Annotated in this window: 18 protein-coding genes, 1 tRNA gene, 1 other RNA gene and 1 pseudogene; 12 read left to right on the plus strand and 9 right to left on the minus strand. The window is 45.3% G+C overall.

The features are described 5' to 3' along the window. Positions 1-81 precede the first annotated feature (81 nt). Complete coding sequence (gene metF / locus CR164_RS06690) at positions 82-963, plus strand: methylenetetrahydrofolate reductase [NAD(P)H] (RefSeq protein WP_110023345.1); 882 nt, start codon at positions 82-84, stop codon at positions 961-963. A 102-nt stretch (positions 964-1,065) separates the two neighbouring features. Here metF and lysA read toward each other — a convergent pair whose 3' ends face one another. Next, positions 1,066-2,319: a diaminopimelate decarboxylase gene (gene lysA, locus CR164_RS06695; protein WP_110023164.1), complete on the minus strand. Its 1,254-nt coding sequence runs from the start codon at positions 2,317-2,319 to the stop codon at positions 1,066-1,068. A gap of 231 nt (positions 2,320-2,550) precedes the next feature. Between lysA and rpmG the strand changes: the two genes are divergently transcribed. From rpmG to rnpB, 4 genes are all read left to right on the plus strand, one after another. Next, positions 2,551-2,730, plus strand: coding sequence for a 50S ribosomal protein L33 (gene rpmG, locus CR164_RS06700; RefSeq protein WP_110023165.1), 180 nt, complete (start codon positions 2,551-2,553; stop codon positions 2,728-2,730). A 66-nt stretch (positions 2,731-2,796) separates the two neighbouring features. Further along, positions 2,797-2,878: transfer RNA gene (locus CR164_RS06705), tRNA-Leu, on the plus strand. A gap of 156 nt (positions 2,879-3,034) precedes the next feature. Then, positions 3,035-3,844: a zinc ribbon domain-containing protein gene (locus CR164_RS06710; protein WP_110023166.1), complete on the plus strand. Its 810-nt coding sequence runs from the start codon at positions 3,035-3,037 to the stop codon at positions 3,842-3,844. Between the two features lie 134 nt (positions 3,845-3,978). After that, positions 3,979-4,480, plus strand: an RNA gene (rnpB, locus tag CR164_RS06715) — RNase P RNA component class A. Between the two features lie 4 nt (positions 4,481-4,484). Here the strand turns inward: rnpB and CR164_RS06720 are convergent. From CR164_RS06720 to CR164_RS06730, 3 genes are all read right to left on the minus strand, one after another. Then, positions 4,485-4,970, minus strand: coding sequence for a DUF456 domain-containing protein (locus CR164_RS06720; protein ID WP_110023167.1), 486 nt, complete (start codon positions 4,968-4,970; stop codon positions 4,485-4,487). Positions 4,971-4,972: 2 nt separating this feature from the next. Further along, on the minus strand, positions 4,973-5,905 hold the full coding sequence (locus CR164_RS06725; protein ID WP_161953499.1) for a phosphatidylglycerol lysyltransferase domain-containing protein: 933 nt from the start codon (positions 5,903-5,905) through the stop codon (positions 4,973-4,975). A gap of 147 nt (positions 5,906-6,052) precedes the next feature. Then, positions 6,053-6,283, minus strand: coding sequence for a hypothetical protein (locus tag CR164_RS06730; protein WP_110023169.1), 231 nt, complete (start codon positions 6,281-6,283; stop codon positions 6,053-6,055). Between the two features lie 473 nt (positions 6,284-6,756). Here CR164_RS06730 and CR164_RS06735 point away from each other — a divergent pair, with 473 nt between their 5' ends. Next, entirely contained in the window at positions 6,757-7,842 is a 1,086-nt protein-coding gene (locus CR164_RS06735) for an IS630 family transposase (protein ID WP_204901797.1), read from the plus strand. A gap of 200 nt (positions 7,843-8,042) precedes the next feature. Here CR164_RS06735 and CR164_RS13005 read toward each other — a convergent pair whose 3' ends face one another. Together CR164_RS13005 and CR164_RS06740 are read right to left on the minus strand one after the other, a co-directional pair. Beyond that, positions 8,043-8,198: a hypothetical protein gene (locus tag CR164_RS13005; RefSeq protein ID WP_153303688.1), complete on the minus strand. Its 156-nt coding sequence runs from the start codon at positions 8,196-8,198 to the stop codon at positions 8,043-8,045. A gap of 144 nt (positions 8,199-8,342) precedes the next feature. Next, the gene (locus CR164_RS06740) at positions 8,343-8,522 is read right to left on the minus strand and encodes a chlorosome envelope protein B (RefSeq protein WP_239994487.1); all 180 of its coding nucleotides are present in this window, start codon (positions 8,520-8,522) and stop codon (positions 8,343-8,345) included. Between the two features lie 621 nt (positions 8,523-9,143). On the opposite strand from CR164_RS06740, the gene CR164_RS06745 reads away from it, so the two are divergent. From CR164_RS06745 to CR164_RS06765, 5 genes and pseudogenes are all read left to right on the plus strand, one after another. Continuing rightward, positions 9,144-9,374, plus strand: a complete 231-nt coding sequence (locus tag CR164_RS06745; protein ID WP_110023170.1) for a hypothetical protein — start codon at positions 9,144-9,146, stop codon at positions 9,372-9,374. A 360-nt stretch (positions 9,375-9,734) separates the two neighbouring features. Further along, positions 9,735-9,980, plus strand: a pseudogene (locus CR164_RS06750) (B12-binding domain-containing radical SAM protein); the annotation flags it as partial. A 72-nt stretch (positions 9,981-10,052) separates the two neighbouring features. After that, positions 10,053-11,051 (plus strand): UbiA family prenyltransferase, encoded by a 999-nt coding sequence (locus CR164_RS06755; protein WP_110023171.1) that lies wholly within the window; start codon positions 10,053-10,055, stop codon positions 11,049-11,051. A 318-nt stretch (positions 11,052-11,369) separates the two neighbouring features. Next, on the plus strand, positions 11,370-14,012 hold the full coding sequence (locus tag CR164_RS06760; RefSeq protein WP_110023172.1) for a PAS domain S-box protein: 2,643 nt from the start codon (positions 11,370-11,372) through the stop codon (positions 14,010-14,012). Then, on the plus strand, positions 14,002-14,733 hold the full coding sequence (locus tag CR164_RS06765) for a response regulator transcription factor (protein WP_110023173.1): 732 nt from the start codon (positions 14,002-14,004) through the stop codon (positions 14,731-14,733). The genes CR164_RS06760 and CR164_RS06765 overlap by 11 nt, the downstream gene beginning before the upstream one ends. 58 nt (positions 14,734-14,791) lie before the next feature. Here the strand turns inward: CR164_RS06765 and CR164_RS06770 are convergent, their stop codons facing one another. Genes CR164_RS06770 through hflX form a run of 3 tightly spaced genes read right to left on the minus strand, consistent with a single transcriptional unit; the run spans position 14,792 to position 16,819 of the window. Beyond that, positions 14,792-15,073: a hypothetical protein gene (locus tag CR164_RS06770; RefSeq protein ID WP_110023174.1), complete on the minus strand. Its 282-nt coding sequence runs from the start codon at positions 15,071-15,073 to the stop codon at positions 14,792-14,794. A gap of 38 nt (positions 15,074-15,111) precedes the next feature. Continuing rightward, complete coding sequence (gene ybeY / locus CR164_RS06775) at positions 15,112-15,528, minus strand: rRNA maturation RNase YbeY (RefSeq protein ID WP_110023175.1); 417 nt, start codon at positions 15,526-15,528, stop codon at positions 15,112-15,114. Then, positions 15,518-16,819 (minus strand): GTPase HflX, encoded by a 1,302-nt coding sequence (gene hflX / locus CR164_RS06780; protein WP_110023176.1) that lies wholly within the window; start codon positions 16,817-16,819, stop codon positions 15,518-15,520. Before hflX ends, ybeY begins: the two co-directional genes overlap by 11 nt. Positions 16,820-17,026: 207 nt before the next feature. Here hflX and CR164_RS06785 point away from each other — a divergent pair, with 207 nt between their 5' ends. After that, complete coding sequence (locus CR164_RS06785) at positions 17,027-17,959, plus strand: phytoene/squalene synthase family protein (protein WP_110023177.1); 933 nt, start codon at positions 17,027-17,029, stop codon at positions 17,957-17,959. Positions 17,960-17,964: the final 5 nt, after the last annotated feature.

The raw sequence follows: 17,964 nt of genomic DNA on the forward strand, positions 1-17,964 counted from the left end.
CGATTCGGTATGATTCGCTAAACTTGGTTAGTTTGCTATATTATTGTCTTTTTAACAATGGACGCAAAAAAAGCACTCTGCATGTTAGTAAAAGAGATTCTTCAATCGGCCACCAAACCCGTATTCAGTTTTGAGTTTTTTCCTCCAAAAAAAACGGCTGACTGGGATAAGCTTTTTCATACCATCTCGGAACTCATCCCATTCAACCCGTCCTATGTGAGTGTAACATACGGCGCAGGAGGATCAACCCGAAACCGTACGCATGATCTTGTCACGAAGATCCAGAGGGAAACCGGCCTCAGCGTTGTCTCTCATCTTACCTGCATCTGTTCCGGAAAAGAAGAAATACGGCAAATCCTTGATGAATATAGCAAACATGGAATCAAAAATGTACTGGCCCTGCGTGGTGACCTTCCCCCAGGAAGCGCCTCTTATGAGGAAGCGACAAAAGACTTCCCCCACGCCGTAGATCTTGTACGGTTTATTGCCGAGAACTTCCCGGACATTGGAATTGGCGTTGCCGGATTCCCTGAAGGGCATCCTCAAACCCCCAACCGACTTCAGGAAATCGAATATCTGAAGGTAAAGGTGGACCAGGGAGCGGACTACATCGTCACCCAACTGTTTTTTGACAACAGGGATTTCTTTGATTTCGTTGGCCGCTGCACCCTTGCAGGCATAAACGTCCCCATTATCCCCGGAATTATGCCGGTAACAACAAAAAAAGGATTGATCAGGATGTCCGAGCTCGCTCTTGGCGCCCGTATACCTGCACCGTTATTGAAAAGAGTGCTGGAAGCCTCCGATGATGACGAAGTTGTAAAGATAGGAATCGAATGGGCAACCATGCAGGTTAACGATCTGATCGGCAACCACATCAAGGGCGTCCATTTCTACACACTCAATAACGCAGAAGCCACCCGCAGAATTTTTCAGAACATCGCTGAAAGCACGAAGACCTGATAGCGACTGAAAGCAAAAAACAAAACCATGCAAAGGCCGGGTCACCGCCGTGCAATAAAAAGAATATTGCACGGCGGTGACCCGGATGATTCAGCATCTTTTTCAGAACACCTCATTCTGAATGAGTTGTTCAAATGAATCCCTTTTGCGGATAAGTTTCGCATTGTCCCCGTCGACCATGACCTCTGCCGGACGTAGACGACCATTGTAATTGTTACTCATAACCGAACCATAAGCTCCCGCCGACAAAACAGCAAGCATTTCCCCCTCTTTTACCCTATCAACGGTTCTCTCTCTGGCAAAAAAGTCGCCAGACTCACACACCGGCCCGACAATATCGGCCACCATAACGGAGTTATGTTGTGAAACAGCCACAATTTCATGGTAAGACTGGTACAGTGCAGGCCGGATCAGTTCGGTCATCCCTGCATCGACAATCACAAATTCCTTTCCCGCATGGTTTTGCTTGCGATACAAAACCTTTGTTAACAAAACCGTTGAATTGGCAACGATAAACCTTCCCGGTTCAAACAAGATAGTTGTCCCTGTTTTTTCAACCAGAGGGATAAGCTTTTCAGCAAAATGCCCGATCGGTGTGGCCGGTTTCTGAGGCTCATAGGTAACCGGAAAACCGCCACCTATATCAAAATATCGAATATCGAAGCCGGCCGATCGGGCTGCGGCAAGAACATCGAGCAGTTTTTCCAAAGCTGCTTCATAAAAATTCGCATCAAAAATCTGTGATCCGATATGCATATCCAGACCTGTCAGATCAACATGTTCAAGTGTTTTCAACAAATCAAACACTTCATCCAGATCCGCCTCGTCAATACCGAATTTTTCTTTACTGTCCCCGGTAGTAATATAGGGGTGTGTTTCGGCCGTAACGTTCGGATTGACACGAATCCCTACCGAGGCTTTCATTCCGAGACGTCCGGCAACATCATTGACCAAGCGCAACTCTGATACAGACTCTGCCTTGAGCATTACAATACCCGACTTGACACCATACTCTATATCCGAAGCTGTCTTACCGACACCGGCCATAATAATTTTTCCAGGTTCAACACCGGCCTGAAGTGCCCGAAAAAGCTCTCCCCCCGAATTGACGTCACATCCACACCCCTCCTCTGAAAGAGTACGGATCACATGCAGGTTGAAGTTTGCTTTCACCGAATAACAGGTAAAATGATCCAGTCCTGCAAAAGCTTTTTCAAAAGCCCTGTACTGGTTGATAAGGCTGTTTCGGCTGGTCACAAAAAGAGGAGTCCCGTACTCTTCTGCAAGCTTTTCAAGAGAAACCCCCTCGCAATGCAGTGTTCCATCGCAATAGGGAAATAAGTTACTGTCTAACACGTTTCAGATTTTCTTTTACGGGCATTTTGCTGACTGTTTCGTGCCCTGATTAAAAAAAGAACCTCTCAGTCTCATGTGAGGATTAAACAAAACGTTTCAAATCAGATGCAGTATAGCTGTTATCGCGGAAGCAAGCAAATACAGATTCTATAAGACTCGTTTTGGTATTGCAAAATCGCTGCTGATAGCTTATATTTGCAGCTCTTTATAATTAATCAGACCAAGGCAGCGATGGCAAAAAAAGAAAACAGGATAATCATTACCCTTGAGTGTACCGAAGCAAGAAAAGAGGGCTTGACTCCTTCAAGGTACACGACGACAAAAAACAAGAAGAACAACACGGAGCGTCTGATTCTCAAGAAGTATAATCCTTACCTCAAGAGGCATACTCCGCACAAGGAAATCAAGTAAGCGGTTTTTGGCAAAATCCGTAAAAAGATTTTATTTAGTATAGACGTGGAAAGCCAAAGAATCGCTGCCCGAATGGCGGAATTGGTAGACGCACTCGTTTCAGGGGCGAGCGCCGCAAGGTGTAGGAGTTCGAATCTCCTTTCGGGCACTAAAAAGCTGAAAAAAATTGACTATGCTCAACACGGTATTTAGTGGAGATAAAAATTACAAGTTTTCCCTGACCATAAAAGATTCGACTTTATATCATGCACCTTTTTAGTGAGGTGCTTTTTTTATTTTTTCAAAATTTTAAATATCAGCTGTAGTGGACCATACAAAAATCAATCTGGTTGTTCGTCTGCAACACCTCGATAATCAGATCGAAACCATAGAAAGCTTGCAAAAAGGGCTTCCTGAGGAAATCGATGCACTGGAAGAGGATATCGCGTTCACTTCCCGCCAAATCGAAGCCCGAGAAAAAACTGCCGCAGAAAGGGAAAAAAACCGCAGCAATCTCACTGAAACGATTGAAAACTGCAAGTCAAAAATCAAGAGTTTCAAAGACAAGCAAACACTGGCGAGGAACAATAAAGAATACGATGCTCTTTCAAAACAGATCGAGTACGAAGAAAAAGAAATTGCACAAGCGGAAATTCAGCTCCAGGACATAAAACATCATGAAGAAAAGACAAAAGAACTGCAAGATCAGGGTCGTCAGTTAATTGCTGAAAACCGCTATGACGAAATTTCCGAAGAGATGATGCCGGACGACATTCTTTCTCAACAACTCAAAGACCTGAAAATACAGGTTGAGCAGAAAAAAGAAGAGCTGGAAAGTATTGTCGTGGAAACTTCAGGCGAAGTCAGTTCGCTGAAAAAGCAAATCGCGGAGCAGAGAAAAATCGTCGAGAAAGAAGCGAAGCGGTTGTTGTCAAAGTACGACCATCTGAAAAACGGAAACATCCGCAACGCCCTTGTCAAACTTCATCGCCACGCTTGCTCAGGCTGCAATACAAGGGTCCCGACCAACCGCCACACGATCATTGTCCAGGGAGGATTTTATCTTTGCGAATCATGTGGTCGTATAGTCGTCCATGAAAGACTTTTCGAAGAAGCCGCTTCCGAGAATAATTGATTGAAAAGCGCCATGAAATCTGCGTGGCGCTTTGTGTTTCTCGCCACAGTTCCCATTACACAAACAGACGGATTTCAGATTTTGAACGGAAGTTTTAGAAAACAGGTTGTATCTTATTGAAAATCTGTTTACTGAAACCAAAGTGTGCAGTCGCCGCTTATTTTTCAGGATATGCGGAGGAAAGTCCGAACATCACAGGACAGGGTGCCTGTCGAGAGCTTTTGCTCAAGACGGGGAGCAGCAGTGCAAACTTCTGCTACAGAAAGTGCAACAGAAAGTATACCGCCCCGGGGGTTTCCGGGGTAAGGGTGAAAAGGGGGTGTAAGAGACCACCAGACATGCCAGTAATGACATGTGCTATGAAAACCTCCCCGATGCAAGGCTGAATAGAGAAACTTTTCCGAAAGGAAAAAGAATGGTCCGTTCAATTCTGAAAGGACACCTTTTTTAGGTATCGTAAACGGCTTGAGTACTCCAGGCAATGTGTAGAAAAGCTGCCTGAAAAAGTATTCTGGACGCGGAGGATGCTTAAAAAGGTGTCCTCAAGAGAGTTTCCGGGTGAGCCGCATTAGATAAATGACTGCAGCTTTGCCGCAAGGCAGAGAACAGAATTCGGCTTATAGCTTTGGTTTCAGTTTTTTTATAAAAACCTTGCAAACACAAAAACCCCTATCATTATAAACGTGATGGCTATTTTTGCAGCCATACCCGCGATAAGGCCAACCCAGGCTCCAAAACCTGCGCGCCCTGCAGCCTGAAAATCTCTCCGCACATATAGCTCACCGAAAAACGCACCAATAAACGGGCCAAGAACAATTCCTGGTAAGCCGAAAAACAACCCTCCAATCGCTCCGATGGCTGCCCCGATAACCGAATATTTACCGGCGCCATATTTACCCGCCCCAAGAGACCCGGCAAGAAAATCAATGCCGTATCCCAGAAGACAGAGAATCAACAGCACTACAAGTGTACCCTGGCCGACATAAGCAAAATCTTCAGCCCAGGCACCGACAACCAGCCCTGCGAAAACCAGTACTATGCCGGGCAAAGCCGGGAGCAAAAGCCCCGCAATTCCCGTGAGAACAAGAATAACGGAAAGAAACCATAGAAGCAATGTACCATCCATAATCAGCGATCAGAAAAAAACGGTTCCTTCAAAACATTAAACACCTTTTGTCCGACCAATGCCGCGTATCGCGTTTTGACAGCCATATCAGCAAGAGTAAGTAACGAAATTCCCTGCAACGAATAAAGGTAAACATCTCGCCATTGTGGATAGAACTTATTCTTAAAATAAAAGAGACCTCTAAAATCGTATACATCCCGGAACAGTTCGGCAATCAAAACAACAATGCTCTCTTCCAGCCGCGAGGGAACATTTCTTCTTTGCCCGAGATGAAAAAACGGAACTTCACCGAGGCTCCATTCAAAAAATCCTTCCTGGCGAAGCACATCAAACACTCCTGCCAGCAAAAATTCCATACTCCCGGGCGGGGAATTATCTCGCTTGAGCATAAGCTCTGTGTGCGCCAGAGCATCTTCACGAGTGGTGATCGTAACTGCGGCAAGCCATTCATCGGCAAAGGAACACAGGACAAAACAGCGGCATGCGTCAAATGGGTATGTCCTGAAAACATTGGCAAGTTGTGGTTTGGCGCTGTGCCTTGCTTGCCGCTGTAACGCCAAAAGGTGCCTTTTGTTCTCATCATTCAAAGGCACTTCAACAATTCTGCCCTTCTTTTCAGCTTGATGCAGGAGTTTACGAAGAGATTTTTTTTCAAAATGGCCGTTTTGAAGGCACAGAACCGCTTCGGCACCTGTCCTTAAAACTGCACCACCTTTTTGCTTGAAAAAACCGGCAGTTTGCTTCGAACACCCTCTCACGAGAAATCCTTCCGGAAAAAGATCTTCAAGATCCTTTTTTACAGACGAAAGCGTGTAATTCTTCGGGATATTTGCGAAGGGAATCCATGTTGCCCTGCTCAGGGGTAACGAAATACTTCTGTAAACAGGCTCGCATGTACCGGACCTTGCCCAGCTCAATGGCAGCGGTTCTTGCACAGACAATGTTATTGTACTCTTTGCTCTTCCATCAACGTTACATCTGCAGAAACATCTTTTTTGTCGCCTGCATTAAACGAAAATGGAGTTTAATCCATGCTCTTTAACGGGACAAAAGAAAAAAGTTCGATCAAAGTGTGTGAACTCTCAAAAAACCTTTTGAAGTTTTTCCTTTGACTTTGACGGGGTATCAGCGATTTCTCCGCATGATCCTACAGCTTGGCGGACAACGGAACCGACAGCATAAATTCCCAATCCCACGACAGCGATACCAGCAAGCCCGTGAAGGGTTGGTACAGCCACCGGCGCAAACAATACTGAGCCACCGGCAACACCAACAGCAGTCGTGATGATTTTATCTGGCTTATACTGCTCCATGTTCAACATCGTTTTTTTATTAGTCAAATACGTTATAAACTTTCTTAGCCCAGCCGGATTTTTTCAGGCTTCGAAAATGTCTTTTTTTCTTTGCCTACTCATCAACAAAGACAAAACACAATCTCTCTTCAGAAACAACCATTTTAAGGAATGTAAGCTAAAACCGATCTGTTGCAGTTTTCTTCGATCCAACAGCATATGAACTCCCCGAAAAGAAGATTTCAAAAACCCGATCTATATATTAAAAACCTCAATTGAGCCTCATTTCCTGCTTTTCGCTTCCGATCATCAGCCTTTTGGCATATTTTTCTCCAGCGACAAAACCTTCGATAAAAACCATCTCCCCAAATTCTTCAAGGGTCATATCAAGATCGATCTTCTGGCCAAGGTAGCTATTGTCTTGTCCGGTTAATTAATAGTTATATCGATAGAGGAATTTGCTATATTCCATTGAATGGAAATGATATGGAAATATGGCACCCAAGAATAAACTTTATCCAGTTCGCCCATTAGATAAGCCCGTGCTGGAAAAATGCATCCGATCACATACGGAGTCGCGGAATCTGGTTTTTCGGTCGCAGATACTCTTGCGATGTGATGCCGGACAAAGCGTTCAATCGGTCGCTCAGGAACTGGAGACAACGGCGAATACGGTCTATAAATGGCTCAATCGGTATCAGCGCTCCGGACTTGATGGCATCAAGGACCTACCCCGTCCAGGACAGCCCAAGAAAGCATCGGGCCACAAAGTCAAGGAAGTGCTCAGGATGACCCAGACGCAGATTCCGCGTGAGGCCACGCATTGGAGCCTGCGATTGATGGCAAAGCACGCCGGGCTTACCATCTGGCAAGTCCAGCAGATCTGGCATGCCGCCGGCCTCAAGCCCCATCGGCTGAAGACGTTCAAGTTCAGCAATGATCCGGATTTTGCTGAGAAGGTGACCGATATTGTCGGCCTCTACATGAATCCGCCGGAGAACGCAGTGGTCTTGAGCATTGATGAGAAGACCCAGATTCAGGCTCTTGACCGGACACAACCGATGCTGCCGCTCAGGCCGGGACAGGTACAGCGACGAACCCACGATTACAAGCGCAATGGCACCAGGAGTTTGTATGCTGCATTTGACATTTTAACGGGCCAGGTGCAGGGCAGGGTGACCCAAAGACATCGCGCAAAAGAATTTCTGGATTTCCTGCGTCAGGTGGAACGCAATACTCCAAAAGAACTCGATCTGCATCTGATTCTTGACAACAGTTCAACCCATAAAACGAAGCCAGTGAAGGCTTGGCTTGAGAGTCATCCACGGATCAAGGTGCATTTCACGCCAACCAGTGCTTCCTGGTTAAACGCAGTCGAAGGATGGTTTTCACAATTGGAGCGTCGAGCATTGTACCGTGGCGTTTTCTGCAGTGTCAATGATCTTCGCGATGCGATCCATCAATTCATCAAAACCTATAACGAAAAATTGGCCAAACCTTTCATTTGGAATAAAAAAGCATCGGCCATTCTCGATTCAGTTCAGCGTGCAAAAAATACTATTATTGCAACAACTAATTAACCGGACAGGACACTATGCATATTCTGGGCCTTCGTACATTTGTTCATTTTTCTTATATATGAAGTCCATGCCGCCCTGACCGCCTGCATCCATAGTTGTCTTATCATCATGGGTGTCTGTTTTGTGATTAAGATTAGAAAATTGAAATGCTCACCCGACCACCCACTGATTCAGCAAGAGGTGATTTCAGGCCCATCTGTTCAAACAATGAGAGACCTTACCAATGCCCCTGAGCCGCCTACATCTGCCGGCTTTCCGGCATAAAACTCCGAAACTGAAAAAAACAAAACCGACTGTCGATTTTCTGCAGCAGAAACAGCATCTACCGCACGTTCACCGAGCGGCAAATCAACCATGAATACCACTTATCAGTCAGTTATTCTTGTGCGAAAAATCCCGCGGTAAGGTTACCGCAACTGAACATCATTAGTGACGGATAACGACAAAACGAATCGTGAAAGCACGTCTCGCTACCGCTTGACGTGCTTTCATAACAAAGCTTATTTTTTTGAAGTAGCGGCTGCCGTGATGTCCTGCAATACCTGATTGACGGTAGCAACAGCGTTCCCGGCAAGATCTGCGGATGTTTTGCTCAAAGGCTCCAGAGCACCACTGAAAGCGTTAATCCCATTGGAAATCAGTTCAACCTGCATCTGCCCCAGTTTCCCAACCGTTTCCATGAGATTGTTGATTGCGTTTAAAGGTCATTAGCTGTTTCGTTTGCCATAACTGTTTATTTTTGGTTTGAAAAGACATGAAGAGACTATGCGAAAAAAACCAGGCAACAAGTCAAACTTTTCCTTGTGAAACCCTCTATTCCACTCTGAACTCTCTCAATCAAATCCATCATTACAGCCACGACAAACTCCACCTAAACCTTAGAAATACCACCTCAAATTACCTTACAGCAATTAACAACATCACAAACCTTTCTTCACCCCTAATAACAATCAAGGCTCAAAGGAAAAACAAAAAAATCACATTTATCACAAACAAAAATAACATAATTTTTGTAAGTTAAAATATTATTTGGCGCCGTTCCTCACGAAACAGACGACTTTTAAATTATTACACCAAGACGCCGGGTATTGGCAATGCTTTTCGATCGACAATACAAGCAATCCCCCCTCATTCATTCATCAAATTCACACAAAACCAGCAGCTTATCGGCAGCCAGGGCCAAACCCTCACAACCCGCTCCTTAATAGCAGGCAGGAAATGGAAACGCTGAGTAGCATAACAGAAAACTGAAACATCTCCTGCTGCACAGGACTAACCGCAACAATCAACAATGAAACGATATGACTATAGCTCAGTCAAAGCTCTTGTTTGAAACCCTCCTCTCGGATGAACCATTTCGCGATAGCATTCTTTCTGCCGGAAGTATGCTGGAATGCAAGGTATTGATAGAAGCCCGAGGCTTTGATTGTTCAATGTCTGAACTCAGAATGACACTCGAAAAGTACATCGAAGAACGAAATTTCGACAAGGAGCACAATTTTTCCTTATGGGAAAGCATCTTTCCGGAATAGCCAGTGCCACCATTTCAAGGAACGATTCGCTCAATCAGATACAACCAGGGCGTTTCCGCGCGGTATCAAGAAACACACCGCATTCCTCTTCAGCAGTATCGGTAGTAATTATTTCGCACCGGAGAGTTAACCTACATGCAAGTAAGCGCATATCAATCGACCGAAGTAACCGGTCACTTCGACAAAAAGTACAATGAGCAGTCCCTCCGACAGTTCACGCCCAAACAGAAATCCCGCAAGAAATGGCTTATAGTACAACCTGTAAGCAACACTAATATGATGGTTGATTCCGGCAGCGTGAGTATGCCGTCAAATCTCTCGATGGTCACTACACTTGCGGCTCATCTCTTCGATGTGACATTCGAAGAGCTGAAACCAAGACTGCGCCATTTCGACTGGGATAAGTACGACACCTATCGTTATATGTTCGCACCTGAGAACATGATCGGCGAAAAGCCACCCAAAAACTTCGTCAAGCTGCAAAAAGAGGTTTACAGAGGAGCCATCCCGCAGCGCATGCAAGGAAAGCCTCTGAATTGGGTCTGGCTGACCAATTACAAAATGAACCGTTTTACCGGCAAGCTGAAACCGGACCTTTACCTTTGATTCGATATCACTACGGTACATTCAGCCAACATTACGACAAATTGCAATCACTTTCTAAACACCGTTTTTATCATGACAGTAACAAAACGTTCAGGTATTATCGACAAAGCCAAAGCTCATCTCGAACTTCTCGACCCGGTTACCTGGATCAGTGCGTTTCCCTGCCTGGCTGGCGGGGTCATGGCTTCAGGTGCTATGCAGTCAAGCACCTACGATTACCTGCTTCTGTTTTTACTTTTCGTCATCTGGGGGCCTCTTGGTATTGGCTTCAGTCAGTCGGTCAACGACTACTTTGACCTTGAACTCGACAAAGTCAATGAACCTACACGTCCTATTCCGTCAGGACGCCTGACAGAGAAGGAGGCAATCTGGAACTGGAGTATCGTCCTGTTATTAGCTATTCTTATCAGTACCTGGATCGGCGTCCACATTGGAGGACAGCGCGGCTTTATTTTTACAAGCTGTCTTTTCATTGCACTTATTTTCGGCTACATTTACTCCGCCCCTCCTCTCAAGCTGAAAAAAAACATTTTCTTCTCGGCTCCTGCTGTAGGACTTTGTTACGGTTTTGTCACCTATCTCTCTGCCAATGCACTGTTTGGCGAAATTCGCCCGGAAGTTATCGGTCTGGCCGGGCTGAACTTCTTTATGGCTGTTGCACTTATCATTATGAATGATTTCAAATCTCAAGATGGTGACGCCAAAAGTGGAATGAAATCACTCACGGTCATGATCGGCTCGAGGAATACCTTTTTGGTTGCCTTTCTCATCATAGACCTTGTCTTTGCCGTGTTCGCCATTCTTGCCTGGACATGGGGCTTCCATATTTTGATGTATCTCATACTTGCCTCTCTCGCCGTGAACATCTTCATCCAGATTCCGATATACCGTGACCCGAAAACCGGGGCATCATTTATGCAAAATGCCGTTGATGACGGATTCGGAAACACCATAGGAAAAAGCGAAGTTCACGAACATAATGCCTTCCTGCGTTTTCAGGTCGTCAACAACATTCTTTTTCTCGTGAATCAGTTTTCCGCAGCGACCCTGATCGGTCTGAAGTATCTGTAATGCTTGTCACCATGCCACCATGCTCTTGGCTTGTCTTTACTTCCCCGCTCTTCCGGGGAAGTAAAATCTTGACCAAACGATCCTGCTCCTTGTGCTGAACGTTACTTCCGATAAGAGCCAGTAGCTTTTCATCTAAAAAATGTAACTTCTTCAATTGAGCGGCATTTAAATCAGTCTTATCGTTCATCAACAAACCATATTCATACAGCAGTCATTCGATACTCAACTTGAGGATCACAAACACAGTCAATAAGCCAAGAATCCTCCCTTTCATACAGTTTATTCCGTGTTCGATCCCAACCACTGGAGTCTAAGAACATGACCCATCCAGCCGACAACCAATCCGACACTACCGATTTCGCATTACTGGAATCTTTTGTGGAAGCCGTCTTTCTGATTGATATGAAAGGCTGTATACTCAATGCAAACTCATCATTTGCCAGAGAGTTTGGTAAATGCCGAAACGAATGTATCGGCGCTGATATCCATGCTCTCATTGTTACCCGTTTCAATTCATCGGCACTTGCTGAAAAATTCAAAACAAAAATTGAGAGCGTTTTCTATTCCGGGAAGAGAGCCGTTTCGGAAGAACAAATCAACGATACTTACAGGAAAATCACTATCAACCCTGTGCTCTCTCCAGAAAAAGAAATCGAACGACTGCTGGTAATCATCGAAGATATATCCGAGCAGAGGCACACTGACATTCAATGTAAAAAAGAACATTCCCTGAAAAATGCTGTGCTCGATATGATGCCCGGCTGCGCTGCAGCCCTGGATGCTGAAGGCCGATTACTTGTGTGGAACCAGTTCGCTCGCAAACTGATTCTTGGCAAGGGAACAAACAAAAAAAACGTTTCTGCAGATGATTTTTTCCCTGTAAAAGAAATTTTTCTCGACATCCTGAGTACCGGCAAAGAGAACAACAGCGAAGTAAAAATGTCCCCACCCGGCACAGGCGAGGAGCTCTGGATTGCAACCAGGGGAAAACGAATCACCATAAACGGGCAACAATGCGTTGTCGCTGTCGGGATCGATATCACTGAACAGAAACAAGCGGAAAAAGAGACTGAAAAAAGCCGGACAAGACTCACGATGGCGCTGGAAGCTGCTAAAGCCGGCGTCTGGGAATGGAACCCGAAAACAGGTGAAAGCATATGGTCGGATGAAATATGGGCATTGTACGGCCTTGAACCCTGCTGTAAAAAAACATCTTTTGAACTGTTTGCCAGCAGCATTCACCCTGACGACAGGAAAAGCACTCTTGAAACCTTACAAGCTGCAGCAGAAAACGAAACCGATCTCAATACCGAATACAGAGTTTGTCATCCGAACGGCTCTGTCCACTGGCTGATGTCCCGAGGAAAACCCTTGTTCGACTCAAAAGGAAAGATCGAACGTTACCTCGGAACGATCATCGACATCACCGAACGAAAAAAAATGGAACAGGCGCTGGCAGAAAGTAAAAAAAGATTCACGTTTGCACTGGAAGCCACGAATGCAGGAGTTTGGGAATGGGATCTGAAAGCCGACAATGTCTTCTGGTCGGACCGTATCTGGGCTTTATACGGTCTCGAACCCGACAGCTTGCCGACCGACCACAAGCTTTGCCAAAGCACCGTTCATCGTGCAGACAAGGATAAAACGTTTCAGGCTGTCATGTCTGCAGCAAGCAAAGAAATCGAAATCAATGTCGAATACCGTGTCTGCCATCCCGACGGCTCTATCCGTTGGCTTGCCTGCCGCGGCATGCCGTTGACCGATGCCGACCATAACCTGACTCGTTATATCGGAACGGTTATGGATATTACCGAACGCAAAGCTCTGGACACTTCTCTCAAGGAAAACGAGTTGCGGTTCCGAAGCATTTTCGATCACGCTCCTCTTGCCATAAGCATAGAAGATGTTGAAACCGGCACCTTGATCGATGCAAACACATCGTGGCTGAGTCTCCTCGGATACAGTGAGGAAGAAGTGATAGACAAGCCGGTATCACACCTCGGAGTCTATGCTGATATCAGTGAATCCGAGTACATCTCCGCTGCTTTTGAAAAGCGTGAAAAGATAAGCAACAAACCGGTAGTTCTTCGGAAAAGAAATGGCGAAATGATCAACGTTCTGTACTCATCGGAATTCATCACGCTCAATGAACAAGCTCTGGCTCTCGTTATGATGACGGACGTGACACTGCAAAAAACCCAGCAACAGAACATCAATCAACTTGAAAAGGCCGTTGCCGACCGCACAAAACAATTACAGGAAGAAGTGAAGCGACTCCAGCGTTTCCTGTCGATGATTTCTCATGAATACCGCACTCCCCTGGCCATTATTCGCACCAATCTTGACCTCGTTACGATGAAAAACAAGATGGGCGATTTTTCAAATAAAGAAGAATTCTTTAAAATAAACCGTGCCATTAACCGGCTCGTAGAGGTGTTGGAAGAATCCATTCAGGAAAGCCGCATTTCTGAATCGCACAAAAAATCAACATTAACCCAGTTCCAGATCGCTCCGGTCATCACTTCGCAGGTCGAAGTTTTTCGCAACATGTGGCTCGAACGCCCTGTAAAATATTCCGAATGCCTTAACCGGTGCGTAATGATAGGAGAACAATCCCAAATCAAGTTTGCAATTTTCAATCTACTGGACAACGCCCGGAAATATTCGCCAAAAGACTCAACTATTGAAATAGAATGCTGTTCCGAAGCCAGTGATGCTGTCATCAAAATACGAAACCAGGGAAACCGTGTTTCTCCGGATGAAGTAGAAAAGTTTTTTGAAAAGTATCAACGTGGCAGAAATTCCGTAAATACCGCTGGTGCAGGTCTCGGGCTATGGCTGGTAAGAAATATCATCGATCAGCATCACGGCAGCGTTACTCTTTCAACCAGCGACTCAGAAATCGAGGCAACCGTCCGTTTGCCACTTGTAAAAACAATCGCTCCCTCTTATGAACAATAACAAGCGAATCATCATTGTTGAAGATGACAAGGATTTTCGTGAAAGCATGGTAGAATCGCTTGTACTGTCCGGGTTCGATGTTACCGGTGTTGCTTCCGCCCTGGAGTTCTACCGTGAGCTCGCCACGAACAAATACCTTCTTGCCATTCTTGATCTCGGCCTTCCCGATCAGAATGGCATGGTACTTACCAAGTACATTCGAAGCAATACCGATATGCGTATCATTGTGCTGACAGCACAGTCATCCCTCGACAGCAGAATCACTGCCTATCAGGCCGGAGCGGACATCTATCTTCTCAAACCGGTTGACTTCTCCGAACTGGCGGCTTCAATACACAGCATCCTGGGACGTCTGGATTATCAATTCTTCGTTTCCCAAAAAGGAAACGATATCGAACCGGATTTGCTGAACAAAGAAACGAGAGAATGGCAGCTGATTCGCAGTGACAGGGACCTTTACAGCCCAAAGCATGAAATCATCAAACTCTCATCAAAGGAATTTGATCTGATCGAAGCACTGGCTTCATCCTCGAGCAAGATCGTTGCACGCCAGGATCTTTTAAACACTCTCGGCTATTCAAACAACAAATACGGCAACCGTTCTCTTGACGTCCTGATCTACCGCCTGCGCAAAAAAAAGGCAACGGGCAAAACAAGGATCCCTATTAAAACCTTTCACGGTTCCGGCTACGGTTTCTCAGCCCCGATTGCGATTGTCTGACAACCGTACTAACTGCATAGCAATGTTATCCAGCCTGCACAAAACGGGAGGGATTCCCTTACACTCTCTTCATATTGAAATTGATGCTGGTAAATTTCGCTGAGCGTTTCAAGGCAATTCCGGCGTCCTTCTTCAACGGATAAGATGTCCGAATAAGCTCCTCAAACGCCTGTTCACTTGTCGCCCCGACATCGTCATTTAAAAAAATAACACTGTCCCCGGTGACATCATCCGCATACCATTTCTGATAAAGCACCTGATAATCGCCAAGCGTTGTTTCCTGCTCAAAAATAACTGTAACCCCGTTTTCCTCAGGAACATTGTTAAACCTGGATGACATAAGAGATCAAAAAATAGTTTTAAAGAATTCTGCCCCTTTTATAGCAAACTCAGTTGGTCAAGGTAATAATCTTCCTTTTTTTTCATTACTGCTCTGGTACTGTCGTCACTATCCTCGTAACCCGTCAAATGCAATGCCGAGTGAATAGTGACGCGAAACAGTTCATTTTGAAAACTGGCGCCAAAACGTTTTGCATTTTTGTTAACGACATCAAGGGATATATAGAATTCACCATCAACGTCTTTTGCGGCACCATACTTGAATGTAACAGTATCAGTAGGATAATCATGTCCAAGAAAATCCTTGTTGATTCGATGTATCATCCTGTCCCCGCAAAAAACCGCAACAACCGACCCCACGGCATAGCCCTCGGATTCAATAACTTTTTCGATAATCACTTCAAGCTTTTTGTGCGGAATATCCCTTCTTGTGGTGTTGTAAAGCTCAAGCGACATGACTGCTTTCCTTTTCGACCGCCGCGATCCGGGCATCGATTTGTTTGAGGTTTCTGTAATGCGCCCTGTATTTCAAAATAACATCTTCATCAACATACTTTTTACCAATGACTTCAGTATGATCATAAAGGTACCCGATCAGCTTGTAGTTTGAAATGTGGGTTCTGAGGGTGCGTAATCGATAATCTCTGGAAATGTAATCGCCGATAGCGTCCTTGAGAACGCCGAGGTTAATACCCCGTTTGGCCGAGACGAAAAGAGCCTCCGGATATTTTTGGCGAAGCGAGCGAAGGGCCTCCTTATCTTCTACGGCATCAACTTTGTTGAAAACATTGATAATGTTCGTATGTTCTACCCCTATCTCCTGAAGCGTCTCGGTAACGATTCGTATTTGCTCTTCAAATCCTTCATGGCTCGAGTCGATCACGTGCAGCAGAAAATCAGCCTGCAAAACCTCGTCAAGCGTCGATCGGAAACTTTCAACAAGTCGATGAGGAAGCTTTCGAATAAATCCAACTGTATCGGAAAGCAACACCACTTTGTTGATTTTCAGCTGAAGTCGACGAGTCTTGGTATCGAGAGTTGCAAACAATCGATCTTCGGCATAAGCTCCTGTATTGGGACAAAGTCGGTTCATCAGAGTTGATTTTCCGGCATTCGTGTATCCAACAAGAGCTACACGTGGAATTTCACCACGCTCCTTTGTCTGTGTTGCATGCTGAAGAGCAACATCTCTGAGCTTTTTTTTCAGAAAAGAAATTCTCTTACGGACAAGCCGACGGTCCGTTTCTATCTGCGTTTCACCAGGCCCTTTTGTTCCGATCCCACCCTTCTGTTTTGAAAGATGGGTCCATAAACGTGTCAACCTGGGAAGCAGATATTCAAGCTGAGCAAGCTCAACCTGCATTTTCGCTTGTGCTGACTGAGCCCTGGTAGCAAAAATCTGCAGGATCAATTCGGTACGGTCCAGAACCTTGCAACCGAAAACACGCTCAAGATTCCTTGCCTGAACAGGGGAAAGATCATCGTCGAAAATAACAATATCGATCAGCCCACCTTTGATGAGGTGCTCCATTTCCTCAACTTTACCTCTGCCGAGAAACCATGCTGGATCTTTCTGTTTTCGCTCCTGAATAACACGTGAGACCACCTCTGCACCTGCAGTATCCGCCAGCAGTTCAAGTTCATTCAGATACTCTTCAGCGACCGATCTGGTTAGTTGCGGAAGAGAGCTAATGCCGACAAGCAGAGCTCGTTCCTTGGTTACTTCTTGGGTGATATAGGTATCCAATATCAAATAAATAATAAAAAGAATTAAACTACACGATGAAAGGCACTCCTGCCTCTCATCTTTACATATTGTTATATTAAGTGCTTTATTATATCTTGCCAACACTCCTTATAACTTAGTCGGCCTTTAGAAAGTTACACATTCTTTTCTTTCTTTGCTTTTAACGGGTTCCGGTGAAAGCCACGCTTACCAAAGCAGAAGATTTCAATGAATTACAGCTATAATGGAACAACAACTGTAAGTAGTTCTGGTAAAGAGCTTACGCTCGCAAATGCCTACCGATACTGCCGTCAGATAACAAGGCATCATGCGAAAACTTTTTACCTTGCAACGCTTTTTCTCTCGAAAAAACGGCGCAATCCAATATATGCTATGTATGCGCTGCTGAGAACAGTTGACGATCTGGTTGATCAGGCAGAAGACAAGCTGACCAACGGCAAGCTGGCCAAGGCGGAAATGAGCTCCATGATGGCTGACTGGAAAACCAGGCTAAACGAATGCTACCAGGGAAACCACCACAACGACCCGATCATGATGGCTTGGCAGGATACTCTTGAAAGCTGCCATATACCAATTGAGCTACCTCTGGATCTTATGGATGGCGTAGCTATGGATATTGATTTCAAACCATTTCAAACATTTGACGACCTCTATGTCTACTGTTATAAGGTAGCCTCGGTTGTCGGCCTCATGTGTTCGGAAATTTTCGGGTACCGCGATAAAAAAGCCCTTGATCATGCGATTGAACTCGGTATAGCCATGCAACTTACCAACATTCTGCGTGACGTCGGTGAAGATGTCGACCGGGGCAGAATCTATCTTCCTCTTGAAGATCTTGATCGTTTCGAGTACACACAGGAAGAATTTATGCAAAAACGGATAAACGAAAATTTCATAGAGTTGATCAAGTTCCAGATTGCCCGCGCTCGAAGCTACTATACCGCATCCGAGCAAGGAGTCCCAATGCTGGAAAAAGACAGCAGGCTTGCGGTTAAAATCAGTAGCCTGAATTACAGTGACATCCTAAGGACCATTGAAGACAACAACTACGATGTTTTTTCCCGAAGGGCTTACAGGTCTCTCTACCAGAAACTGCGGACCATCCCTGTTATCTGGTACAAAATGCACGCTCCCGGGTAGAGCCA

Source organism: Prosthecochloris marina (assembly GCF_003182595.1).
GTDB classification, from domain to species: Bacteria; Bacteroidota; Chlorobiia; order Chlorobiales; family Chlorobiaceae; genus Prosthecochloris; species Prosthecochloris marina.